Here is a 24,522-nt window from a genome sequence, read left to right on the forward strand (position 1 = left end):
CTGTTAATTGAAGGGTTGTAAGTCAACGCGCGCCATCATCGCGGCCAACTGGGTACGATCGGTAATGCCGACGTTACTCTGGCTGACGGCCAGCGCCGCGACCGCGGTCGCCAGGCGTAACGTGTGTTCACTGGATTCACGCATCAGCAGGCCGTAAATCAGACCACCTACCATGGAATCCCCGGCACCCACGGTGCTCACCACCTCAACGGACGGCGGTTTGGCAATCCATTCGCCGGATGCGTTGACCCACAGCGCGCCTTCTGCGCCCAGCGAAATCACCACATGAGCAATGCCCTGCTCACGCAATGCGTGCGCCGCTTCAATGACGTCTTTCATTTCCGGCAGCTTGCGACCCGCCCAGATTTCCAGTTCGCGACGGTTCGGCTTCACCAGCCACGGCGCAGCCTTCAGGCCCGCCACCAGCGCTTCACGGCTGCTGTCAAAGATGATGCACGGACACTGGCTGCGCAGGCGCGTCATCCAGTCGGTGAACGCTTCCGGGCTGACGCCCGCAGGCAGGCTGCCGCTGACGCAGACCATGTCGAACTGACCCAGCCACGTCAGGGAATCGTTGACGAAACGCTCCCAGTCGCCCGGCGTGACGTCGAAACCAGAGAAGTTAAAGTCGGTCACTTCGCCGTCTTTTTCCGTCAGCTTAACGTTGATACGGGTACGGCCCTGCACCACCTGGAAACGGTTGGCGATGCCGAGTTCGCTGAACAGCTGCTGGAAGCCATCCTGGTTGTCTTTGCCCAGGAAGCCGCCGACGGTCACATCAATGCCGAGATCTTTCAGCACCTTCGCAACGTTGATACCCTTACCCGCCGCATGCAGACCGGTGGTGCGCACCAGGTTCACTTCGCCGCGTTCAACTTCCGGGGTATACCCCACTAAATCGTAGGCCGGATTGAGGGTGATTGTGGCAACACGTCTGCTCATTACGCGCCCTCCCCAAGACCGGAGGCGATAGCCTCACCGATGGCATTCAGCGCCACCTGGGCATCCTCGCCCTGGGCGGTAAAGCGCAGGCGATGGCCTTTTTTCACGCCGAGCGCCACGACCTTCATCAGGCTGCGACCATTCGCAGGTTTGCCGCTGCCGTCGAGGTTTGTCACGGTAATCTCACTGTTAAATTGTTTGATGGTATTCACCAGCATGGTGCCCGGACGCGCATGCAGCCCATGTTCGTTACGCACCACAAACTCCGCGCTCAGCAGATCGTCCGCTGGCGCATCATCGCTGGTCAGGAATGCCAGCAGCGTTGCCGCGTCGGCGTTCAGCAGACGTTCAGCTTTGTTGTCGAGCAGCAGCGCACTGAGGCGGTTAAGGACCGCAGTCGGCTGTTCGTCGGCCATCGCAACCGTCACCAGCAGCGCTGCAGATTGTCCGTCAACGCTGAACGGTGTTGCAGCACGGCTAACGGCGACGGCGCTTTTCAGGTTGCCTTCAGCACTGTCGTTCAGCCAGATGCCCTGCCCCAGGTTCAGCGGCTGGTCATTAATGACGTGCGCCACGAATGCCGCGTCGGCGGCTCCAGCTTCCTTCAGACGTGCAGCGTTCAGCGCCTGCAATGTCATCAGACTTGCCGCATCAACGTCCAGCGTCAGGGTGTCGTTATCGAGCTTCAACGCATCGCTTTGTTTTTCACCCATCAGCAGCGCTCGCAGCGCTTCCGCAGTGGTCGCGGTTTTCAGCTGTTCAGCCACGCTGTCATCGCTCAGCACGTGCGTCAGCTGACGCAGCAGACCGAGGTGCTCATCCGAACTGGCGGCAATGCCGATGGCGACGTAAGCGGTTTGCCCTTCGCCCCAGGCCACACCCTGCGGGAACTGATAAACCTGAACGCCGGTCTTCAGCACCTGGTCGCGGGTGTCGGTGGTACCGTGTGGAATGGCGATGCCGTTGCCAAGAAACGTCGAGGTTTGCTGCTCGCGGGCAAGCATTCCGTCAACATAACCGTCGGCCACGTTACCGGCGCTGACCAGCGCTGACGCAACCAGGCGAATTGCCTCTTCTTTATTCCCGGCCTGTTGGCCGGGATGAATATCCTGAGCTGATAACTGGAACATGGTTCTCCTCTCTCGCTGAATTGAATCGTTTCAGCCAACATGAGAAAAAATACGCCACCCTGCTTCCCGTAAGATGAAAAGATGACGCTGAAACGTTTCAATGAGTCTGTGTCAGCGCTGTTTAATCCGCAAGCAAAGTCGTTTTTTTGATCGCAGAAGTTAGAGCCACTCCACATTTTGTTATCATTCTCGCCACATTTGCTGACGCCAGGCGTGTGCTTCAGCGCGTCGTTCAGCCACCTTCAGCGAAAGCCATTCTCATTATGAAATGCTATTTTGATTTTTCGTGTATAAGTTGACCCATCCACTGTTTATTTTCTGACGGCCAGCGTAAACTCCTGCGTCTTCCTGTTTTTTGATAATCCGACATGTCCAACACCACCGTAGAAGCCCCGCGTCGGGGATTTGATCTGACCTCATCGGCCTTCCTGTTAGTCGCCTTTCTGACGGGCATTGCTGGCGCATTGCAAACGCCAACTCTGAGCCTGTTTCTGACGAATGAAGTTCACGTTCGTCCGGCGATGGTCGGCTTCTTCTTTACCGGCAGCGCGGCGATCGGCATTCTGGTCAGCCAGTTTCTGGCCGGACGTTCAGACCGACAGGGCGACCGTAAACAGCTGATTGTCTTCTGTTGCCTGCTCGGGGTAATGGCCTGCGTGCTGTTTGCCTGGAACCGTAACTACTTCATTTTGCTGTTCGTCGGTGTTTTCCTGAGCAGCTTTGGGTCAACGTCTAACCCACAGATGTTTGCCCTTGCCCGCGAACATGCCGATAAAACCGGGCGCGAAGCGGTGATGTTCAGTTCCATTCTGCGCGCGCAGGTGTCACTGGCGTGGGTGGTTGGGCCGCCGCTGGCCTACGCGCTGGCGATGGGTTTTGGCTTCACGACGATGTATCTTTCAGCCGCCGTGGCCTATGTGGTTTGTGCGCTTATCGTCTGGCTGTTTTTGCCGAGCATGCGCAAAGAGCGCCCCGTGACAGGCACGCATATCGAAGTACCGCGCACCAACCTCCGTGATGCGTTGTTGCTGTTTGGCATCTGCACGCTGATGTGGGGCACCAACAGCCTCTACATTATCAATATGCCGCTGTTCATTATTGAGGAGCTGCATTTACCGGAAAAACTCGCCGGGGTGATGATGGGCACCGCTGCGGGGCTTGAGATCCCGACAATGCTGATTGCCGGCTACTACGCCAAACGCTTTGGCAAGCGCTTCCTGATGCGTATTGCGGTGATTGCCGGACTCTGTTTTTACATCGGAATGCTGACCGTACACTCGCCTGCGCTGCTGCTCGCCATGCAGCTGTTGAACGCCATCTACATTGGGATCCTCGCCGGTATCGGCATGCTCTATTTTCAGGATTTGATGCCCGGTCAGGCCGGTTCAGCGACTACCCTTTACAGCAACACGACCCGCGTGGGCTGGATCATTGCGGGTTCAATGGCAGGCGTGGTGGCGGAAATCTGGAATTACCACGCGGTATTCTGGATTGCGCTGGTGATGTGCGTTATCAGCACCATCGGGCTGTGGCGGATTAAGGACGTTTAGGGCGCAGTTAGCGCTTCCAGATGAATAAGGTAGCTCATCGCCTGCACTTTAGATGTTCCGCACATTTCTGAGGAAGGCTTCAATCCGGCGCACACTTTTGGCCGCAGGGGCGAGCCAAAAATCTTGCAGCGCTGGCGTTCATCAAGCTGGATACAGGGGGTATTGGCGGGCTTGCCGTCAGGCATTCCCGGGATAGGGCTGGAGATCGACGGTGCCGTGCAACACGCGCCGCAGTCCGGTCGGCAGTCCATCATTCACTCTCTCTTTATGGCGGAAACGCACCTTATCACCTTTTCACAAATCCCGCGAATTCCACTTGCCTGAAAGGCCCGGCACGAGTACTTTTACGCGATATTTTTGACTTTACCCAACAGGATTACTGCAATGCCAAGAGCGAATGAAATTAAAAAAGGTATGGTGCTGAATTACAACGGCAAACTGCTGATTGTGAAAGACATCGATATCCAGTCCCCAAGTGCCCGTGGTGCAGCGACTCTGTACAAAATGCGCTTCTCCGACGTGCGTACCGGCCTGAAGGTGGAAGAGCGCTTCAAGGGCGACGATATCGTTGATACCGTCAGCCTCAACCGTCGTTTCGTGGACTTCTCCTATATCGACGGCAACGAATACGTCTTTATGGATAAAGAAGATTTCACGCCTTACATCTTCACCAAAGATCAGATTGAAGAAGAGCTGCTGTTCATTCCGGAAGGCGGCATGCCGGACATGCAGGTTCTGCTGTGGGACGGCCAGCTGCTGGCGCTAGAGCTGCCGCAGACCGTCGATCTGGAAATCGTTGAAACCGCTCCTGGCATTAAAGGAGCTTCAGCGAGCGCCCGCAACAAACCTGCGACGCTGACCACCGGCCTGGTTGTTCAGGTGCCGGAATACCTCAGCGCGGGTGAGAAAATTCGCATCCATATCGAAGAAAAACGTTATATGGGTCGCGCTGACTGATTTCAGCCAGAACGCAAAAAGGGCAACTCATTTGAGTTGCCTTTTTTATTGACTGATAACGCTGTGCTTAACAGGTATACGGCTTATTTGCTGTAGGCTGGATAAGGCGTCAGCCGCCATCCGACGCACTCTGTTACAGCAGGTCTGGATACTTTGTCATCTTCAGCGCCAGCTCAACGCCACGCACTTCCGCCATCCCTTTCAGACGACCAATCGCCGAGTAGCCCGGGTTGGTTTTCTTCTTCAGATCGTCAAGCATCTGATGACCGTGGTCCGGGCGGAACGGAATGGAACGCAGGTCGCCCGCTTTCTTACGGCGAGACTCTTCGGCCAGAATCGCATCCACAACCGCCACCATATTCACGTCACCGTACAAGTGTGAACCTTCGTGGAAGGTTTTTGGATTCGCTTCACGGCAGGTCGCACGCAGGTGGGTGAAGTGAATACGGTCGCCGAAGGTTTCAATCATTTTTACCAGGTCGTTATCAGCGCGTACGCCGTAAGAGCCAGTACACATGGTAAAACCATTGTAGATGCTGTCGACCGTCTCTTTCAGCCACTGCATGTCTTCAATGGTGGAAACAATGCGCGGCAGGCCGAGGATTGGACGCGGCGGATCGTCAGGATGAACCGCCAGGCGCACGCCCGCTTCTTCAGCAACCGGCACGATAGCACGCAGGAAAACGGCCATATTTTCACGTAGCGTCTCTTTGCTGATGTGATCGTACTCCGCCAGACGCTGGCGGAACTGGTCCAGGGTATAGCCTTCTTCAGCACCCGGCAGGCCAGCAATGATGTTGCGGGTCAGTTTTTCTATCTCTGCCGCACTCATTGCGTGGAAGTATTCTTTGGCCTGCTGCTGCTCTTCGGCGCTGTAATCAGCTTCTGCGCCCGGGCGCTTGAGAATGTGAATTTCAAAGGCGGCAAAGGCAATCTGGTCAAAGCGCAGCGCTTTTGAACCGTCCGGCAGCTGGTATTCCAGATCGGTACGCGTCCAGTCAAGAATCGGCATGAAGTTGTAGCAGACGGTATCAATGCCGCAGGCCGCCAGGTTGCGGATGCTCTGCTGGTAGTTGGCAATCCAGGTTTTGTACTCGCCGGACTGGGTTTTAATCTCTTCGTGAACCGGGATACTTTCGACCACGGACCAGGTCAACCCTTTTTCAGCGAGCAGCGCCTGACGTGCTTTGATTTCATCGACCGGCCAGACCTGACCGTTCGGAATATGGTGCAGCGCGGTCACCACGCCGGTCGCGCCGGCCTGGCGCACATCATCAAGAGAAACCGGATCATTCGGTCCATACCAACGCCAGGTTTGTTCCATTGTCTCACCCTCTTAAGTTGTTATACCAATATTTATCCTTCAGATGACGACTACCATACATGCTTCTGCCTGAGGGTCAATTTCCGCGCTGGCATTGATTGATCCAGCTCACATTCCCCGGATAAATACGGCACACCAATTCAATTTGTTGTCATATAACTTTACACTGCTCATTGTTAATTAATGGTTAATCAGGTGTTTTACATAATGACGACGATCGCCACAGCCACGCTCCCCGACAACGTGCAGCAACCCCGTTATAACCGACAGCAGCTGCGCTCGCGAATTATCCACTTTGGTTTTGGGGCGTTCCACCGTGCCCACCAGGCTCTGCTGACTGACCGGGTGCTGAACGCCAAAGGCGGCGACTGGGGGCTGTGCGAAATCAGCCTGTTCAGCGGCGACGTGCTGATGAGCCAGCTGCGCGCGCAGGATCATCTTTATACCGTGCTGGAGAAAGGTGCCAACGGCAACCAGCCGATCATCATCGGTGCCGTGCATGAATGCCTGAATGCAAAGCTGGATACTCTTGCAGCGATCGTTGAGAAATTCTGCGAGCCGCAGGTGGCGATTGTTTCTCTGACCATTACCGAAAAAGGGTATTGCATCGATCCGGCCACCGGTCGTCTTGACGTCACGCAGCCGCGGATCGTTCACGATCTGGAAAATCCTGCTGAACCACATTCTGCACCGGGCATTCTTGTCGAAGCGCTGCACCGCCGCCGTGAGCGTGGCCTGCCACCGTTTACCGTACTTTCCTGCGACAACATTCCCGACAACGGGTACGTCGTAAAAAACGCGGTGCTGGGGATGGCCAACAAGCGCTCTCCGGAGCTGGCCCAGTGGATCGCAGACAACGTCAGCTTCCCCGGCACCATGGTCGATCGTATCGTTCCCGCGGCAACCGAAGAATCTCTGGCCGAGATTGCCACCGCCGTTGGCGTCAACGACCCTTGCGCCATCAGCTGCGAGCCCTTTATCCAGTGGGTTGTCGAAGACAACTTTGTCGCGGGCCGTCCGGAATGGGAACTTGCTGGCGTCCAGTTGGTTGAAGACGTACTGCCGTGGGAGCAAATGAAGCTGCGAATGCTGAACGGCAGCCACTCATTCCTTGCATATCTGGGCTATTTAGCCGGATACGAGCACATCAGTGACTGCATGCAGGATGAGGATTTCCGCCAGGCAGCGCGGCAGTTAATGATGCAGGAGCAGGCTCCAACGCTGCGTATCCAGGGCGTTGACTTGCAGGCTTATGCCGATAGCCTCATCACGCGGTTCACTAACCCGGCGTTAAAACACCGCACCTGGCAAATCGCAATGGACGGTAGCCAGAAGCTCCCGCAGCGCTTGCTGGAAGGGATTCGGGTTCACCTTGAGCGTGGAAGCGACTGGTCGCTGCTTGCACTCGGCGTTGCCGGTTGGATGCGCTATGTCAGCGGCACTGACGAGCACGGCAACGCGATTGACGTGCGCGATCCGCTGGCGGAAAAAATACAGACTATCGTGTCGACAAGCAGCGAAGCCGATCGGGTCACTGCCCTGCTCTCTCTTAGCGAAATTTTCGGTACTGATTTAGTGAAGAACGCGGCTTTTGTGGAAAACGTGCAGCAGGCCTGGCGGCGACTTTGCGAGCACGGTGCCCGTCATGCGCTTATTTCAACCCTGAATCTTTAGCACTTCCTGCGCTTTAGCGGGCAGAGTAGCGCTCTGTCCGCGGGCCAGGCTTCTCTTTTCCCCCGTTTTTCGCCAGGATAGAACGCGCTGCTATACTATTACCCGCGTTTTTCCTGGAGACCACGTGACGCTAACGAATCTGATTACAGGCTTTCTCGGCAGCGGTAAGACAACCTCCATTCTCCATTTACTGGCCAACAAACCCACGAATGAAAAGTGGGCGGTGCTGGTTAATGAATTCGGTGAGGTTGGGATCGACGGCGCATTGCTCGCCGACAGCGGCGCGCTGCTGAAAGAGATTCCCGGTGGATGCATGTGCTGCGTGAACGGCCTGCCGATGCAGGTCGGGCTCAACACCCTGCTTCGCCAGGGCAAACCCGATCGGTTGCTGATAGAGCCAACGGGTCTGGGTCATCCCAAACAGATCCTCGACATTCTCACCGCCCCGGTTTATGAGCCATGGATTGATTTGCGCGCCACGCTCTGCGTGCTGGATCCTCGTCAACTGCTTGATGAAAAAGTCATCGCCAACGAAAACTTCCGCGATCAGCTTGCGGCAGCGGACATCATTGTGGCGAATAAACAGGATCGGGCAACACCGGAAAGTCAGCAGGCGTTTGCCGACTGGTGGGCGAACTTTGGCGGTGAACGCCAGCATGTGGAAGTGACTCAGGGCGCTATTGACGGTGCGCTACTAAACTTACCGCGCCGTAACCTGGCTGTGCTGCCAGAAAGCGCTGCGCATTCGCACAGCCGTCCGTCGAACAGAGGCCTGGCGGCGCTGAGCCTCCCCGAGCATCAGCGCTGGCGCCGCAGCGTGAACAGCGGTCAGGGGCATTATGCCTGTGGCTGGATTTTCGATGCCGATACGCAGTTTGATACCATTGGCCTGCTGGAATGGGCCCGTCTGGCACCGGTTTCCCGGGTGAAAGGGGTGATGCGCATTGCAGAAGGGCTGGTACGAATTAATCGTCAGGGTAGCGATCTGCATATCGAAACGCAGTCCGTCGCCCCACCGGACAGCCGCATTGAACTGATTCATCACGCCGAAACGGACTGGAATGCCTTGCAGTCCTCTCTGTTGAAACTTCGTTTAACCTGAGGTCGGTATGTTGCGACGCTCATTTGATCCAAATAATATGCTATGAAAACTCGACTTCCTCTTATATTACTGCTGAATATTGCCGGACTGGCCCTGTTTATGAGCTGGTATTTGCCGGTTAACCATGGATTCTGGTTCCCTGTCGATTCAGGCATTTTTCACTTCTTCAGCCAGGGGCTGGCCGACAGCCGGGCCTACGTCTGGTTCCTCGCGATAACCAATAACCGCGCCTTTGATGGCTGTTCGCTGTTGGCCATGGGCTGCCTGATGCTCAGCTTCTGGCTGAAGGCAGATAACGCGGGCCGTCGTCAGATCGTTATTATTGGCCTGGTCATGCTGCTTTCTGCAGTGATTGTGAACCAGCTTGCCCAGCATCTAATGCCGGTCAAACGCGCAAGCCCGTCGCTGTTTTTCCCGAATGTTTATCGGGTCAGCGATCTGCTGCATATTTCGACTAAGGACGCGTCAAAAGACAGCTTCCCGGGCGATCACGGGATGATGCTGCTGATATTTGCCACCTTTATGTGGCGATATTTTGGCCATAAAGCGTTCACCATAGCCCTGATTATTTTTGTGGTTTTTGCTTTCCCGCGCGTAATGATTGGTGCGCACTGGTTCACCGATATTGCCGTTGGATCGCTGACCGCCGTTTTGATTGGCATGCCCTGGATTCTGTTGACGCAGCTCAGCGATAAAACAATCGCCCTGTTTGATCGTTTTCTCCCAACCGCGCGCAACAATAATTAAACAAACTTTCAACCTAAATTAATCATGGTCATCAGGGATCGTTTTCGATCCCTGAGAACTTTCTGAGGGGAAAATAACGCTTTTCGTCATTTTATCTTCATCAGAATTTGCTTAAGAATGAGATAATTGGCTAATTAGTGCGCATTTTCAGGTCTATTTCTCGCCATAGAAAAATCCTCACTTTCGCTATCACATTTTCTTATAAAAAATCCCCGAAAAGCGCTAGCCAGCCCTGTATCGATAGGGTAATCTCAATCTCGTTTTGCCATTCCAGAGATAAATTATTCAGAAAGTGAATAAATTTGTGCGGCACTGCACAATTTTAGCCTTCGGGAATTGTCTCATTGATGGCAGGTATTTAGTCTCCTCACGGTTGGCAATTTTATAACGATGTTTATCGTTAAGGACTTCAAGGGAAAACAATCAACATGGTCACATCTCAACCAATTTTGAGATATATCCTGCGGGCAATACCCGCTGTAGCAGTCGCGGTCCTGCTTTCTGCATGTAGCACGACAAACACCGCAAAGAATATGCATTCTGAGACACTTGGTGTGAGTAACGAAGATCCTTCGTCACTGCAAGCCTCTCAGGATGAATTTGAATCCATGGTGCGTAATCTCGACGTGAAATCACGCCTGATGGATCAATACGCCAGCTGGAAAGGCGTGCGATATCGCCTCGGCGGCGATACCAAACGCGGTATCGACTGTTCCGCTTTTGTTCAGCGTACTTTCCGTGAACAGTTCGGCATGGATTTACCCCGCTCCACCTACGAGCAGCAGGAAATGGGTAAGTCGATTAAGCGCACACAGCTGCGTACCGGTGATTTAGTGCTGTTCCGCGCTGGATCCACGGGCCGCCACGTTGGCATCTACATCGGCAATAACCAGTTCGTGCATGCTTCCACCAGCAGCGGTGTGACCATTTCCAGCATGAATGAGCCTTACTGGAACAAGCGCTACAACGAAGCACGCCGCGTTCTGAGCCGCTCCTGATGCCTGTCTTGCTGTTAGTTTTCCCTTGGCCGACAGCAAGACAATAAAAAAAAGCACTGCTGAGCAGTGCTTTTTTTTTCTTCTCCCGTCCGTGCCCGCCAGGATGGCGAAATAGACTATGCTGGTAAGATGCGCCCCGGCATCCCAAAGCATTGAATTACCTTTTTAAATATCACGGATACAGGAAGCTATGTTCAAGCGCTACTTCTCGCTCGGTCGCAAGATCCTCTTCTCCAGCCTGCTGCTGGGTGCGGTCGTTGCTCTGTTAGCGGGCAGCGTACAGATGATGATATTCCACCATAAGCGCGCGCAGCAGTTCGATATCATCATTCACGATCTGCAAAAGTATCTGGACAACTATTTTGGCGAGCTGCTGAATACCGTAGATAAACTCCAGCCTCTCACCATGAGCCGCTGCTCTGATGTCTCCTCCGAGCTCACCTCCCGCGCGGCTTTCAGCCTTAACGTTCGCGCCTTTCTGCTGGTCGAAAATGGTCACGCAAAATGCTCTTCCGCCACGGGCGAGATGAACGTGCCAATGAAACAGCTGGTGCCGCAGGTAGACGTCAGCAAAGCGCTGGATCTGACGATCCTGCCGGGGACACCAATGATGCCACAGCGCCCCGCTTTTGCCCTCTGGGTACGCAGCCCACTGCTTGAAAATCGGGGCGTATTCACCTCGATCAATGCAAGCCTGATGCCATGGATCCTTTATTCTTCCCGGCAGAATCAGTTCAGCGGCATTGCCCTGATCGCGAACGGTACCGCCATTTCTACCTATAGCCCTAAGCCACAGCCGGCCAGCCTGTTAAAAGATACGCCAATTCGCACGGCGAAAATCAACGGCTTGCCGCTAACGGTGAACGTCTACGGCAACACCTGGGCCAGCGAGAATACGCAGTTTTCTCTGCTGATGGGCGTGATGTGCGGCCTGCTGTCTGGCCTGCTCTGCTACTACGTGCTGACGGTTCGCCTGCGCCCGGGCAAAGAAATTACCTCTGCGATTAAGCGCAATCAGTTCTACGTGGTATACCAACCCGTGGTGGAAGCTGAGAGCATGCAGATCCGCGGCGTGGAAGTGCTGATGCGCTGGAAGCATCCGACAGCCGGAGAGATCCCACCTGATGCATTTATCAACTTTGCCGAGGCCCAGCAGCTGATTGTGCCGCTGACCCGTCATCTGTTCGAGCTCATCGCCAAAGACGCACCGGCGCTGCAAAATCTGCTCCCGCCGGGGGCAAAACTCGGAATCAATATCGCTCCTGCCCATCTGATGGCCGAGAGTTTCAAACAGGATCTGCGGGATCTCAGCAGTATGCTGCCGGCGAACTACTTCCAGCTGGTGCTGGAAATCACCGAACGCGACATGCTCAACCAGCGCCAGGCCGTCACGCTGTTTGAATGGCTGCATCATGAAGGTTACGAAATTGCCATTGATGATTTCGGTACCGGACACAGCGCGCTGATTTATCTTCAGCGCTATTCCTTCGATTATCTGAAAATCGATCGCGGTTTCGTTAACGCCATCGGTACAGAAACGGTCACCTCCCCGGTGCTGGACGCCGTGCTGACGCTCGCCCGGAAAATGAGCCTCGTCACGGTAGCAGAGGGCGTAGAGACACAGGAACAGGCCAACTGGTTGCGCCAGCATGGCGTGAACTTCCTGCAGGGCTACTGGATAAGCCGCCCGCTAACGCTGGAAAAACTGGTCGAGGCCCATGGCAAGCCCGAGAATTATTTCACAACCACCTGAACGTCACTTATTATTCAACAGGATGAGTGAATTGCCCGAAAATGGCCGCAGAAGGAATAACCCCCGGTGATTGTTGTGCGCACAGTGTTACTGATGCTCGCGCTGTTGACCCTGAACGCGCAGGCTCAGACTATCAAGGAAAGCTACGCGTTTGCCGTCATCGGTGAACCGAAGTACGCCATTAACTTCAGCCACTACGATTACGTTAATCCCGCCGCGCCAAAAGGCGGGAGCGTCACGCTGTCAGCTCTCGGCACTTTCGATAACTTCAACCGCTATGCATTGCGCGGCAACGCTGCTGTGCGCACAGAGTCGCTGTACGACTCACTCTTCACCACATCAGATGACGAGCCCGGCAGCTACTATCCTCTGATTGCCGACATGGCGCGCTACGCAGATGACTTTTCCTGGGCTGAAGTTACCATCAACCCACGCGCGCGCTTTCATGATGGCAGTAAAGTCACGGCGGAAGATGTCGCTTTTACCTTCAACAAATTTATGACCGAAGGCGTGCCGCAGTTTCGCCTGATCTATAAAGGCACCACGGTTAAAGCTATCGCTCCGCTTACCGTCCGTTTTGAGCTGGCTAAACCGGGCAAGGAAGACATGCTGAGCCTGTTCACCCTGCCGGTAATGCCCGAAAAATTCTGGCGCAGCCATAAGCTTAGCGACCCGCTTTCTGCCCCACCGCTGGCGAACGGGCCCTATAAAATCACCTCCTGGCGCATGGGCCAGTACGTGGTTTATTCCCGCGTGAAGGACTACTGGGCGGCGAATCTGCCGGTCAACCGCGGGCGCTGGAACTTCGATACTCTCCGCTACGACTACTACCTCGACGATAACGTGGCATTCGAAGCCTTTAAGGCAGGTGCGTTTGATTTCCGTACCGAAGGCAGCCCGAAAAACTGGGCGACGCGTTATATCGGCAAAAACTTCAGCAACCACTACATCGTCAAAGAAGAAGAGAAAAACGACTCCGCACAGGACACACGCTGGCTGACGTTCAACATTCAGCGCCCGGTGTTTGCCGATCGCAAAGTTCGCGAAGCCATCGGTCTGGCGTTTGATTTTGAGTGGATGAACAAAGCGCTGTTTTATGGCGCTTACAGCCGTACGAACAGCTATTTCCAGAATACGGAATACGCCGCACGCGGCTATCCCAATGCTGATGAACTGGTGCTGCTTGCCCCAATGAAAAAAGAGCTGCCGCCAGAAGTTTTCACCGCCATTTATGAACCGCCAAAATCCAACGGCAACGGCTTCGACCGTGAGAATTTACTGAAGGCGGACAAGCTGCTGACTGACGCGGGCTGGGTGCTGAAAGGCCAGCAGCGCGTCAATGCCCAAACCGGTAAACCGCTGCAGTTCGAGCTACTCTTGCCCTCAGCCGGAAACAATCAGTGGGTAATGCCGTTTCAGCACAATTTAAAACGCCTGGGTGTGACGATGGATATTCGCCAGGTGGATATGTCGCAGGTTACCAACCGCATGCGCACCCGCGACTACGACATGATGCCGCGCCTGTGGCGGGCGATGCCGTGGCCGAGCGGCAGCGATCTGCAAATATCCTGGGCATCGGCCTACATCAACTCATCCTATAACGGCCCTGGCGTCAGCAGCCCGGTGATTGATAACCTGATTAGCCAAATGATCAAAGCTGAAGGCAACAAGCAAAAACTGCTGCCGCTTGGACGAGCGCTGGACCGCGTATTAACCTGGAATTACTACCAGCTGCCCATGTGGTATATGGCCTCGGATCGCATGGCTTACTGGGATAAGTTTTCTCACCCGACGGTACGTCCAGTCTATTCACTGGGCTTTGACAACTGGTGGTACGACGTGAACAAAGCGGCGAAACTGCCGGAAGCCCGGCGCTAAGGAGTAAACATGGGCGCTTACCTCATTCGCCGGCTGCTGCTGGTTATTCCCACGCTTTGGGCCATTATCACTATCAACTTTTTTATCGTCCAGATTGCCCCCGGCGGCCCGGTTGACCAGGCGATTGCCGCCATTGAGTTCGGCGATAAGAGCAGCCTGCCTGGCAGCGGCGCCGACGGCATGGGCGCGACGCATGCCCGCACCGGCGTCAGCAACCTCAGTGAAAGTCAGTATCGCGGCGGCCGCGGGCTCGATCCGGAAGTGATCGCCGAAATCACCCACCGCTACGGATTCGACAAGCCGATGCACGAACGCTACTTCAGCATGCTCTGGAACTACGTGCGCTTCGATTTTGGCGACAGCCTGTTTCGCAGCGCCTCCGTATTGAAGCTGATCAAAGAGAGCCTGCCGGTGTCGATAACGCTCGGGCTCTGGAGCACGCTCATTATCTATCTGGTGTCGATTCCGTTAGGTATCCGCAAGGCGGTCAGCAACGGCAGCCGCTTTGACATCTGGAGCAGCGCGTTCATCATCATCGGTTACGCCATTCCCGCTTTTCTGTTCGCCATCGTCCTGATCGTGCTGTTCGCGGGCGGGAGCTACTACGATCTGTTCCCGCTGCGGGGGCTGGTCTCCGCCAATTTCGACACGCTGCCCTGGTATCAGAAAATCACCGATTACCTGTGGCACATCACTCTGCCAGTGCTGGCAACGGTAATTGGCGGCTTTGCTGCCCTGACGATGCTGACCAAAAACTCGTTCCTCGACGAAATTCGTAAGCAGTACGTCGTCACCGCGCGCGCCAAAGGGGTCAGCGAAAAGCACATTCTCTGGCGACATATCTTTCGCAACGCCATGCTGCTGGTGATCGCCGGTTTCCCGGCCACCTTTATCAGCATGTTTTTCACCGGATCGCTGCTGATCGAAGTCATGTTCTCTCTCAACGGCCTCGGTCTGCTCGGCTACGAAGCCACGGTATCCCGCGACTACCCGGTGATGTTCGGCACGCTGTACATCTTCACTCTGATTGGCCTGCTGCTGAACATCATCAGCGATATCAGCTATACGCTGGTCGATCCGCGCATCGATTTTGAGGGCCGCTGATGCCACGCTTAAGCTCCGTCAATCAGGCCCGCTGGGCACGTTTTCGCCACAACCGCCGGGGCTTCTGGTCACTGGTGCTGTTCCTGATTATTTTTATTTGCAGCCTGGGATCCGAACTTATCGCCAACGATCGGCCTTTGGTCGTGGAGTATCACGGTGAGTTCTATTTCCCGGTGCTGAAAACTTATAGCGAGAAAGAGTTCGGCGGCCAGTTTGCCACCGCCGCAGACTACCAGGATCCGTGGCTGCAAAACCAGCTGAAGGAGCATGGCCGCGTGCTCTGGACACCCATTCGCTTTGGCGCAACGTCGATCAACTTCGCCACCGACAAGCCCTTCCCTTCCCCGCCTTCGGCACAAAACTGGCTGGGCACCGACGCCAACGGCGGCGACGTGCTGGCGCGCATTCTCTATGGCACTCGCATTTCCCTGCTATTTGGCCTGATGCTGACGCTCTGCTCCAGCGTCATGGGCGTGCTGGCGGGCGCGCTACAGGGCTACTACGGCGGCAAAATTGATCTCTGGGGCCAGCGCTTTATCGAAGTGTGGTCGGGCATGCCGACGCTGTTTCTCATTATATTGCTCTCAAGCGTCGTGCAGCCTAACTTCTGGTGGTTGCTGGCGATCACCGTGCTGTTCGGCTGGATGACGCTGGTAGGCGTGGTTCGCGCCGAGTTTCTGCGTACCCGCAACTTCGACTATATTCGCGCCGCGCAGGCGCTGGGCGTGAGCGATCGCGGCATCATCTTTCGCCACATGCTGCCGAATGCGATGGTGGCGACGCTGACGTTTCTGCCGTTTATTCTTTGCAGCTCGATAACCACCCTCACCTCACTCGATTTCCTTGGCTTTGGCCTGCCGCTCGGTTCGCCTTCGCTCGGCGAGCTACTGCTGCAGGGGAAAAACAATTTGCAGGCGCCGTGGCTTGGGATCACGGCATTTTTATCCGTGGCGGTGCTGCTGTCGCTGCTGATCTTTATTGGTGAAGCCGTGCGCGACGCCTTCGACCCGGCTAAGGCGGTGTAATATGGCGGTTCCGTTGTTAGAGATCGATAACCTTTCCATTACCTTCACGGCGCGAGGCGAAGCCCGAACCGTGGTCAACGAGCTGTCACTGAAAATCGACGCCGGGGAAACGCTGGCGCTGGTGGGGGAATCCGGCTCAGGCAAAAGCGTTTCGGCGCTCTCCATACTACGCCTGCTGCCGACGCCGCCGGTCAGCTATCCGACCGGTGACGTTCGTTTCCACGACCAGTCACTGCTACATGCTGACGAACGTGTCCTGCGCGGCATTCGCGGTAACCGCATCGCCATGATTTTTCAGGAGCCAATGGTCTCACTTAACCCGCTGCATACGCTGGAAAAACAGCTCTATGAAGTGCTGTCTCTTCACCGGGGAATGCGCAAAGAGGCCGCACGCGGAGAGATTTTAGGCTGTCTGGATCGTGTAGGGATCCGCAACGCCCGTCGGCGGCTCGATAACTATCCGCACCAGCTTTCCGGCGGTGAACGTCAGCGAGTGATGATTGCCATGGCGCTGCTGACGCGGCCGGAGCTGCTAATCGCCGACGAACCCACCACCGCGCTCGACGTCTCCGTCCAAGCGCAGATCCTGCAACTGCTGCGGGAGCTGCGCCAGGAGCTGAATATGGGCCTGCTGTTTATCACCCATAACCTGAGCATCGTGCGCAAGCTGGCAGACAGCATCGCCGTTATGCAAAACGGACGCTGCGTGGAGCAAGGCCAGGCCAGTGCGCTGCTCGCCGCTCCATGCCATCCTTACACCATCAAATTGCTCGACAGCGAACCCGCAGGCGCGCCCGTCCCGCTGCCGCCCGACAGCGTGCCGTTGTTGCAGGTCAACAACTTGCAGGTCGCTTTTCCTGTCCGCAAAGGGATTCTTCGCCGCGTGGTTGACGAAAATCCGGTGGTAAAAAACGTCAGCTTTACGCTGAATACCGGTGAAACGCTCGGCCTGGTCGGTGAATCGGGCTCCGGCAAAAGTACCACCGGGCTGGCGCTGCTGCGCCTGATTGCCTCAAAGGGCGACATTATCTTTGACGGACAGCCCGTTCAGGGCCGCACCCGCCAGCAAATGCTGCCGCTGCGCCACCGCATTCAGGTCGTTTTTCAGGATCCTAACTCCTCGCTCAATCCGCGTTTGAACGTATTGCAGATCGTTGAGGAAGGTTTACGCGTTCATCAAAAAACCCTGAGTGCGCAGGCCCGGGAAGCGGAAGTCATCAAGGTCATGAAGGAAGTGGGTCTCGACCCTGAGACGCGCTGGCGTTACCCGGCAGAGTTTTCCGGCGGTCAGCGCCAGCGTATCGCCATCGCACGTGCACTGATTTTAAAACCGCAGCTTATCGTGCTTGATGAGCCAACCTCATCGCTGGACAGAACCGTGCAGGCGCAGATACTGGCGTTGCTGAAGTCGCTTCAGCAAAAACACCGACTGGCCTATATCTTCATCAGCCACGATCTTCACGTGGTACGTGCGCTCTGTCATCAGGTGATTGTGCTAAGGCAAGGGGAAGTGATTGAACAGGGAGAGTGTGAGCGCGTGTTCGCTGCACCCGCGCAGGAGTATACCCGTCAGCTGATTACCCTAAGCTGACGTTCAGAAAGGATTGTTGCCGGAAAACGGCTCCGCAATGGCTACGCCGAAATTTTTCAGCCGGCAGGTCGCGGCAAATTCATCCTGACAGTTAACAAACAGGCACGGCTCGCCTTCGCACTCCAGCACGGAACTTGGCACTTCGATATCCGTCAGCGCCTGGCTCAGTTTCTGCATCACAGGCCAGGCGGTATCGCCGTCCGGACTCAGTAATTTTAGCGCCACCAGACAATTATCGTCGGCGCTGCCGTTTTGCGGAATCGGTTCAACTCTTGAACCTGCAAAACCCGCAGACCAGCGATAGCTCTGCGGCAGGCGATGTACGATTGAGAGTTGCGGTGTATTCACGTCTTTATTCCCCGGAAGCAAAATGCTTCACAAATATTTCACATCTATATTAACACATTGTTGACAAATCGTCCTGCATCCAGCAGTGGGCAAAGCCGTTTTTAGTGTTACTTGACTGCTCAGGAAGCAGAAAGGCGCTATATGTACCCGTTTCTGTGATCTAAAACAATCTTTTTATCTACAACAATGTGACTTTTTACACTAATTGATTTTACATAAAAGAAACAAAGTCAAGTAGTACAAAACGCTTATCGCTTGAGGTACATCAAAAAAGGGGCGGTATTTTGCCCCTTTTTGTTCAGCAAAAGTGAATTAGCAGGCCGTTTTACGTGGACGGCTGGCGTAGAGGTAGAAGGCTATTGAGCAGGTGGCGCAGAAAGCGATGGAGAACAGCATCGGCCAGGCGGTGGTAAAGGTAGCCATCGACAGCAGCGCACCGACAATAGCGCCAATGCCGAAGCGGAAGGTGCCCGCCAGCGACGACGCGGTGCCGGCCATGTGCGGGAATTCATCAAGAATGACGGCCATCGCATTCGACGAGACCATCGATACGCAGCCGACGAATGCCGCTACGCCGAGCACCAGCGACCAGAACCCGACGCCAAGCCAGGCGCACACCACCATCCAGGCAGCCATCACAAACTGGATCCACAGACCGGCCCGGAACATATTCAGCGCCCCAACGCGGCGTACAAAGCGGCTGTTGATGATGGTCATGATGAACAGGAACACGATGTTCAGCGCGAAATAGTAGCCAAAATGCTGCGGTGAAACGTGATTGAGCTCGATGTAAACAAACGGCCCGGCGCTCAGGAACGAGAACATCCCGGCAAAGCTGAAGCCGCTCGCCAGCATATAGCTCAGTACGCGCTTGTGACGGAACAGCGAGGCAAAGTTGCCCATCGTGGTGCGAATGTGGAACTTTTGCCTGCGCTCCGGCGGCAGCGTCTCACTGATAAAGAAGAAGATCATCGTTGAGGCCAGCAGCGCGGCAATAGCGAGGATCCAGAAAATCGCATGCCAGCTGAACCACACCAGCACCGCCCCGCCGACCATCGGTGCCACCAGCGGAGCAATAGTCGTGACCAGCATGACGAACGACATCATGCGGGAAAACTCTTCTTTCGGATAAATGTCGCGCATCAGGGCGTTGATCACCACGCTCGCCGCCGCTGCGGCCAGACCGTGGAAAAAGCGCATGACGATCAGATGATCGATAGTCTGTGACAGCGCGCAGGCGACTGCCGCCGCCGCAAACACCAGCGTGCCGCCCAGAATGACCGGCTTACGCCCGATGCTGTCCGCCATCGGGCCATACAGCAGTTGACCGAGAGCAAATCCCAGAATGTAGGTGCTGAGCGTCATCTGCGCGCTGCCCGCCGGAACGCCAAACTGGGCGGAGATCACCGGCAGCGCCGGGAGATACATATCAATGGAAAGCGGCATCAGCATGGCTAACAGGCCAAGGATGAACACAATACCCAGCGATGAGTGCTGCCTGGTCGTCACTGATTCACTCCTGAGGTTAGCGTGGCGGCAAGCCCACGCTTGCAATTTCATCTTCCGTCAGCGCGCGGTATTCGCCCGGCGCTAAATCATCATCAAGTTTGATCTCACCAATGCGTTCGCGGTGCAGGCCGACAACGTGGTTCCCCACCGCGGCAAACATACGCTTCACCTGGTGATAGCGTCCTTCGCTGATGGTCAGGCGCACTTCCGTTGGGGTGATGACCTCAAGCTGTGCCGGTTTAGTCAGATCTTTTTCGTTATGCAGCTGAACGCCTTTGGCGAACTGTTCGGCGGTGTCTTCGGCTACCGGCGATTCCAGCGTGACAAGGTACGTTTTTTCACAGTGGTGGCGCGGCGAGGTGATACGGTGCGACCACTGACCATCGTCAGTCATCAGCACAAGGCCGGTGGTATCGATATCCAGACGCCCTGCGGCATGCAGCTTGTGCGCGGCGGGTTCATCGAGGAAGTAGAGCACCGTCGGGTGATCGGGATCATCCGTCGAACAGACATACCCCTGCGGCTTATTGAGCATGAAGTAGCGCGGGCCGGTCTGCTGGGTCAACGAGTTACCGTCGTATTCCACATCGTGTTCCGGCAGGATTTTAAAAGCGGTGAGTTTGACAATCTCGCCGTCCACGGTAACGCGGCTGGCGCGGATCTCACGCCCGGCAATGGCGCGGCTGACGCCGAGCTGCTGAGCGATAAACTTATCAAGTCGCATGAAGTCTGTTTAGCCTGTAAAAGTGCGGTGCGGACTGACGTCCGAAATGAAGCGATATCAGCGTTCAAGTATAACGGCCCTGCTATGCCACTCAAGCGAAAAGATTCGTGGCATACTATTTGCCTGTTAATGAAGATACTGAAACCATGACCTTTACGCTTCGCCCCTATCAGCAGGAAGCGGTGGATGCCACCCTCGCCCACTTTCGTCAGCATCAGCAGCCCGCCGTCATCGTTCTGCCAACCGGCGCCGGAAAAAGCCTGGTGATTGCCGAACTGGCTCGCCTGGCGCGCGGGCGTGTGTTGGTGCTTGCTCACGTGAAAGAGCTGGTTGCACAAAACCATGGCAAGTATCTCGCACTGGGACTGGAGGCGGATATTTTTGCCGCCGGGCTGAAGCGCAAAGAGAGCCACGGAAAAGTCGTATTTGGCAGCGTGCAGTCGGTGGCGCGCAATCTTGAACACTTTCAGGGCGAATTCTCCCTGCTGATTGTCGATGAGTGTCACCGCATCAGCGACGACAACGACAGCCAGTATCAGCAAATCCTTACCCATTTGAAAAAGGTGAACCCTCACTTACGCCTGCTGGGGCTGACCGCCACGCCTTTTCGCCTGGGCAAGGGCTGGATTTACCGTTTTCATTATCACGGCATGGTGCGCGGCGACGAAAAAGCGCTGTTCCGCGACTGCATCTATGAACTGCCGCTGCGCTATATGATCAAACATGGCTATCTCACTCCGCCGGAAAGGCTGGATATGCCGGTCGTACAGTATGATTTCAGCCGGTTGCAGGTCCAAAGCAATGGCCTGTTTAGCGAAGCCGACCTTAATAAAGAGCTGAAAAAACAGCAGCGCATCACGCCGCACATCGTCAGCCAGATTGTGGAGTTTGCCCAGAGCCGTAAAGGGGCGATGATTTTTGCCTCCACGGTAGAACACGCGAAAGAAATCACCGGCCTGCTTCCGACTCAGGACGCAGCACTTATCACCGGCGAGACGCCAACGCCTGAGCGCGATCGGCTGATTGAAGCCTTTAAGGCGCAAAAATTCCGCTACCTGGTGAACGTCGCGGTGCTGACCACCGGGTTTGATGCGCCCCACGTCGATTTGATTGCCATTCTGCGCCCGACGGAGTCCGTCAGCCTGTATCAGCAAATTGTCGGCCGCGGCCTGCGCCTTGCTCCCGGTAAGACCGATTGCCTGATTCTGGATTACGCCGGAAACCCGCACGACCTTTTCGCCCCTGAAATCGGCGTGCCGAAGGGCAAAAGTGACAACGTCCCCGTGCAGGTTTTTTGTCCATCGTGTGGGTTTGCCAATACTTTTTGGGGCAAAACCACCAGCGACGGTACGCTCATCGAACATTTTGGCCGTCGCTGTCAGGGCTGGCTGGAGGATGACGAAGGCCATCGCGAGCAGTGTGATTTTCGTTTCCGTTTCAAAAATTGCCCGCAGTGCAATGCGGAAAACGACATTGCTGCCCGCCGCTGCCGGGAATGTGACACGGTGCTGGTTGACCCGGACGACATGCTAAAAGCCGCGCTGAAGCTAAAAGACGCGCTGGTACTACGCTGCAGCGGTATGTCACTTCAGCACGGCGCAGATGAAAAAGGCCCGTGGCTGAAAATCACTTATTACGATGAAGATGGCACAGACGTCAGTGAGCGCTTCCGTCTGCAAACACCCGCGCAGAAAACGGCATTCGAGCAGTTGTTCATGCGCCCGCACACTCGCACGCCCGGCGTACCGCTGCGCTGGATAACGCCTGCCGACATCCTCGCCCAACAGGTTTTACTGCGGCATCCGGACTTTGTCGTCGCCCGTAAAAAAGGCCAGTTCTGGCAGGTGCGGGAAAAAGTCTTTGATTATGAAGGCCGCTTTCGCCGGGCGAACGAATTACGATAATTTTTTCATTTTTTGTGCATCCGTCTTACATCAGGATGAGTTGCCGTTGCGGCTTCGTGAAAAATATCATCCAGCCAACCCGAAATCTCAACTTCTGTCAGGTCATCAGGAATAATAACGTCATATAGTCGGGAGAATTTTCGTTCTGACATGTCAACTCGAAAGACCAGCCAGCGCCCGTCTTTACGCTGTACCCCTATGTGTCGACCAAATACATCGTAAATCAGCATCGCCATTTCTCCTTTGCCAATTTCTGTAACGTTGCGCCCCGCAGACCTCCCTGAGGATCAATATCAAGACACCGTATCCGATTGCCACCCGCTCATGGATGGCTACAAGAGGTGCAGTTTCCATTGCCCCGATGTGGATTGAAGGCTATAATGCCGCCCGCTTTTGCATGTGCAAAGCAGATCATTTGCCTGTTGCTGGGTCGCCTGTAACAGGATTACTTATAGAGAGACGTCAATGTTTACTATTAACGCAGAAGTACGTAAAGAGCAGGGTAAGGGTGCGAGCCGCCGCCTGCGCGCAGCTAACAAGTTCCCGGCTATCGTTTACGGTGGCAAAGCTGCTCCAGTTGCTATCGAACTGGACCACGACAAACTGTGGAACCTGCAGAGCAAAGAAGAGTTTTATGCTGAAGTTCTGACCATTGTTGTTGATGGCAAAGAAGAGAAAGTGAAGGTTCAGGCTGTTCAGCGTCACGCGTTCAAGCCAAAACTGACTCACATCGACTTCGTTCGCGCTTAATCGCTTGCAAAGTTGTGAAAAACCCCGCTTCGGCGGGGTTTTTTTATGGCCTTTGTCCGGCGACGCGACGCTTGCCAGGCCTGGCGATTTCGCCGGCAGGCGCAAGGCGAAGCCGCCACCCGGCATAATGCCGATATGGGCTTATTTTCCGCTGGTGCGGCGCATCAGCTGGTCACGCAGGTTTGGCGGCGTGCCCTTGATGGTCAGGGTGTCCGTGGCCGGATCCCAGAAAATACGTTCGCCCAGCAGCAAAGCATCAAAGTTAATGGTCAGCCCCCCGCCGCTGCCGGCATATTTGGTTAGCTGGCGCAGCGTGCTGCGATCCGCCGGGAAGCTCTCCTCCAGCTCATAGCCTTTATCAGCGGTGAACTCGTGGAAGCTCACTTCAGAAACGCCAGAGAGCTCTTTCGACAGCGACTCCAGCTCAATCTCTTCCCCAGCCTGCAGCTGTTCGTTGCAGTAGGTGTAAACCTGCTGACGCACGTTCTGGCGCTCAGACTTGTCGAGCTGCGCTTCCGCGGTGAAATCGTCAACCGCCTGTAATAAACCGCGGTTCTGCTGTTTGGCGTTCAGGCCTTCGCTGGCCCCGAGGAAATCCATAAAGAAGTCGGCCACTTTGCGCCCGACTCGCCCTTTCAGGAAAGTCAGATAGCGGCTGGACTCCGGATTGGTTTCCCATTCGGTCAAATCGATGCGCGCCACGATGTCCGCATGGTTGATGTCCAGATAGTGCGTGGAGCTGATATCCAGCTGTTCGTTAACGCGCATGCTGCTCAGGTTGTTCAGCACCGCCACCAGCAGGTAATCCACCGCCAGATACTTATAGTGGCAGAACAGCACAATGCCGCCGTCGGCAAAGGGATATTTCGCCAGCTCATCGCGCAGACGCCCGGTTGCCGCACGGCTGAAGGCCAGGAAATCTTCCTCGCCTTTGCGATGCAGGCGCAGAGACTCGGCCAGCTCGCTCTCTTCGGTGAACATGCCGTAGGCTTTGTTCTTCGCGCTGTAAACGCGGTGCAGCTCGGCCATCATCTCTTCGACCGTTGCCGTCGGCTCCAGTAACGTATCGCGCAGCACCAGCTCAAGGTTTTGTTCATCACGCTTGATCATCTGATGCAGGGCAATCTGGTTGATATCCAGACTCATGTTAAACTCTCCTTTTAGACCGGGCGGTATTCAACCACCGCAGGCGCAGCCGTGTAAAGTCGAAAAAAAGCGGAAAAAATGCTGCTGCTACGGTAATATGTTGCCCTTTCATGAACAAACAGATTCTGGATTTATGCCGCAAATCTCCCGCTACAGCGATGAACACGTTGAACAACTGCTGACTGAGCTTGCCAACGTGCTGGAAAAACACAAGGCACCGACCGACCTTTCACTGATGGTGTTAGGCAATATGGTGACTAACCTGATTAACACAAGCGTCGCGCCAGCCCAGCGCACGGCGATTGCCCGCTCCTTTGCGCAGGCGCTGCAATCCTCAATTAGCGACGATCCGGCGCACTAAGCACA

Annotated in this window: 23 protein-coding genes; 14 read left to right on the forward strand and 9 right to left on the reverse strand. The window is 55.4% G+C overall.

Annotation, left to right across the window (positions count from 1 at the left end; genetic code table 11):
* Positions 1–3: 3 nt before the first annotated feature.
* A complete protein-coding gene (gene fruK / locus AB1287_RS14440) occupies positions 4–942 on the reverse strand; it encodes a 1-phosphofructokinase (RefSeq protein WP_312627038.1) in 939 nt (312 codons plus the stop codon).
* Positions 942–2,072: a fused PTS fructose transporter subunit IIA/HPr protein gene (gene fruB, locus AB1287_RS14445; RefSeq protein WP_435618225.1), complete on the reverse strand. Its 1,131-nt coding sequence runs from the start codon at positions 2,070–2,072 to the stop codon at positions 942–944. The genes fruK and fruB overlap by 1 nt, the downstream gene beginning before the upstream one ends.
* 368 nt (positions 2,073–2,440) lie before the next feature.
* On the opposite strand from fruB, the gene setB reads away from it, so the two are divergent.
* Positions 2,441–3,622, forward strand: a complete 1,182-nt coding sequence (setB, locus tag AB1287_RS14450) for a sugar efflux transporter SetB (RefSeq protein ID WP_435618226.1) — start codon at positions 2,441–2,443, stop codon at positions 3,620–3,622.
* On the opposite strand, the gene AB1287_RS14455 is transcribed toward setB, so the two are convergent.
* Complete coding sequence (locus AB1287_RS14455) at positions 3,619–3,873, reverse strand: YkgJ family cysteine cluster protein (RefSeq protein WP_312627136.1); 255 nt, start codon at positions 3,871–3,873, stop codon at positions 3,619–3,621. The two genes, setB and AB1287_RS14455, sit on opposite strands and share 4 nt — an antisense overlap.
* Positions 3,874–4,006: 133 nt before the next feature.
* On the opposite strand from AB1287_RS14455, the gene yeiP reads away from it, so the two are divergent.
* The gene (yeiP, locus tag AB1287_RS14460; RefSeq protein WP_435618227.1) at positions 4,007–4,579 is read left to right on the forward strand and encodes an elongation factor P-like protein YeiP; all 573 of its coding nucleotides are present in this window, start codon (positions 4,007–4,009) and stop codon (positions 4,577–4,579) included.
* Positions 4,580–4,712: 133 nt separating this feature from the next.
* Here yeiP and uxuA read toward each other — a convergent pair whose 3' ends face one another.
* Complete coding sequence (uxuA, locus tag AB1287_RS14465; RefSeq protein WP_435618228.1) at positions 4,713–5,903, reverse strand: mannonate dehydratase; 1,191 nt, start codon at positions 5,901–5,903, stop codon at positions 4,713–4,715.
* Between the two features lie 207 nt (positions 5,904–6,110).
* Between uxuA and AB1287_RS14470 the strand changes: the two genes are divergently transcribed.
* The 9 genes from AB1287_RS14470 to yejF all read left to right on the forward strand — a co-directional run bounded on the left by AB1287_RS14470 (position 6,111) and on the right by yejF (position 17,775).
* Entirely contained in the window at positions 6,111–7,577 is a 1,467-nt protein-coding gene (locus AB1287_RS14470) for a mannitol dehydrogenase family protein (RefSeq protein WP_435618229.1), read from the forward strand.
* Between the two features lie 124 nt (positions 7,578–7,701).
* On the forward strand, positions 7,702–8,679 hold the full coding sequence (locus AB1287_RS14475; protein ID WP_312627050.1) for a CobW family GTP-binding protein: 978 nt from the start codon (positions 7,702–7,704) through the stop codon (positions 8,677–8,679).
* A 42-nt stretch (positions 8,680–8,721) separates the two neighbouring features.
* Complete coding sequence (locus tag AB1287_RS14480) at positions 8,722–9,426, forward strand: phosphatase PAP2 family protein (RefSeq protein ID WP_435618230.1); 705 nt, start codon at positions 8,722–8,724, stop codon at positions 9,424–9,426.
* Between the two features lie 428 nt (positions 9,427–9,854).
* The gene (gene mepS / locus AB1287_RS14485) at positions 9,855–10,424 is read left to right on the forward strand and encodes a bifunctional murein DD-endopeptidase/murein LD-carboxypeptidase (RefSeq protein ID WP_312627054.1); all 570 of its coding nucleotides are present in this window, start codon (positions 9,855–9,857) and stop codon (positions 10,422–10,424) included.
* Between the two features lie 190 nt (positions 10,425–10,614).
* Positions 10,615–12,177: a cyclic di-GMP phosphodiesterase gene (locus tag AB1287_RS14490; RefSeq protein ID WP_435618231.1), complete on the forward strand. Its 1,563-nt coding sequence runs from the start codon at positions 10,615–10,617 to the stop codon at positions 12,175–12,177.
* A 69-nt stretch (positions 12,178–12,246) separates the two neighbouring features.
* Positions 12,247–14,055 carry an extracellular solute-binding protein gene (locus AB1287_RS14495; RefSeq protein WP_435618301.1) on the forward strand — a complete coding sequence of 603 codons (1,809 nt, stop codon included), beginning with the start codon at positions 12,247–12,249 and terminating at the stop codon, positions 14,053–14,055.
* A 9-nt stretch (positions 14,056–14,064) separates the two neighbouring features.
* Entirely contained in the window at positions 14,065–15,159 is a 1,095-nt protein-coding gene (locus tag AB1287_RS14500) for a microcin C ABC transporter permease YejB (RefSeq protein WP_312627058.1), read from the forward strand.
* The gene (locus AB1287_RS14505; RefSeq protein WP_312627059.1) at positions 15,159–16,184 is read left to right on the forward strand and encodes a microcin C ABC transporter permease; all 1,026 of its coding nucleotides are present in this window, start codon (positions 15,159–15,161) and stop codon (positions 16,182–16,184) included. The genes AB1287_RS14500 and AB1287_RS14505 overlap by 1 nt, the downstream gene beginning before the upstream one ends.
* 1 nt (position 16,185) lies before the next feature.
* Positions 16,186–17,775, forward strand: coding sequence for a microcin C ABC transporter ATP-binding protein YejF (gene yejF / locus AB1287_RS14510; protein WP_435618232.1), 1,590 nt, complete (start codon positions 16,186–16,188; stop codon positions 17,773–17,775).
* Positions 17,776–17,778: 3 nt separating this feature from the next.
* On the opposite strand, the gene AB1287_RS14515 is transcribed toward yejF, so the two are convergent.
* From AB1287_RS14515 to rsuA, 3 genes are all read right to left on the reverse strand, one after another.
* Complete coding sequence (locus tag AB1287_RS14515; protein WP_312627062.1) at positions 17,779–18,123, reverse strand: YejG family protein; 345 nt, start codon at positions 18,121–18,123, stop codon at positions 17,779–17,781.
* Between the two features lie 312 nt (positions 18,124–18,435).
* On the reverse strand, positions 18,436–19,632 hold the full coding sequence (locus AB1287_RS14520) for a Bcr/CflA family multidrug efflux MFS transporter (RefSeq protein ID WP_312627064.1): 1,197 nt from the start codon (positions 19,630–19,632) through the stop codon (positions 18,436–18,438).
* A 16-nt stretch (positions 19,633–19,648) separates the two neighbouring features.
* The gene (gene rsuA / locus AB1287_RS14525) at positions 19,649–20,356 is read right to left on the reverse strand and encodes a 16S rRNA pseudouridine(516) synthase RsuA (protein ID WP_312627065.1); all 708 of its coding nucleotides are present in this window, start codon (positions 20,354–20,356) and stop codon (positions 19,649–19,651) included.
* A 146-nt stretch (positions 20,357–20,502) separates the two neighbouring features.
* Here rsuA and AB1287_RS14530 point away from each other — a divergent pair, with 146 nt between their 5' ends.
* On the forward strand, positions 20,503–22,260 hold the full coding sequence (locus AB1287_RS14530) for a DEAD/DEAH box helicase (RefSeq protein ID WP_435618302.1): 1,758 nt from the start codon (positions 20,503–20,505) through the stop codon (positions 22,258–22,260).
* 5 nt (positions 22,261–22,265) lie between these two features.
* Here the strand turns inward: AB1287_RS14530 and AB1287_RS14535 are convergent, their stop codons facing one another.
* On the reverse strand, positions 22,266–22,490 hold the full coding sequence (locus AB1287_RS14535) for a DUF7661 family protein (protein WP_312627140.1): 225 nt from the start codon (positions 22,488–22,490) through the stop codon (positions 22,266–22,268).
* Between the two features lie 235 nt (positions 22,491–22,725).
* Here AB1287_RS14535 and rplY point away from each other — a divergent pair, with 235 nt between their 5' ends.
* Complete coding sequence (rplY, locus tag AB1287_RS14540; protein WP_435618233.1) at positions 22,726–23,010, forward strand: 50S ribosomal protein L25; 285 nt, start codon at positions 22,726–22,728, stop codon at positions 23,008–23,010.
* A 141-nt stretch (positions 23,011–23,151) separates the two neighbouring features.
* Here the strand turns inward: rplY and yejK are convergent, their stop codons facing one another.
* A complete protein-coding gene (gene yejK, locus AB1287_RS14545; RefSeq protein WP_312627068.1) occupies positions 23,152–24,156 on the reverse strand; it encodes a nucleoid-associated protein YejK in 1,005 nt (334 codons plus the stop codon).
* Positions 24,157–24,289: 133 nt separating this feature from the next.
* Here yejK and AB1287_RS14550 point away from each other — a divergent pair, with 133 nt between their 5' ends.
* Complete coding sequence (locus AB1287_RS14550) at positions 24,290–24,517, forward strand: YejL family protein (protein WP_312627070.1); 228 nt, start codon at positions 24,290–24,292, stop codon at positions 24,515–24,517.
* Positions 24,518–24,522 lie beyond the last annotated feature (5 nt).

Source organism: Scandinavium sp. UTDF21-P1B (genome assembly GCF_040750395.1).
Taxonomy (GTDB): Bacteria; Pseudomonadota; Gammaproteobacteria; order Enterobacterales; family Enterobacteriaceae; genus Scandinavium.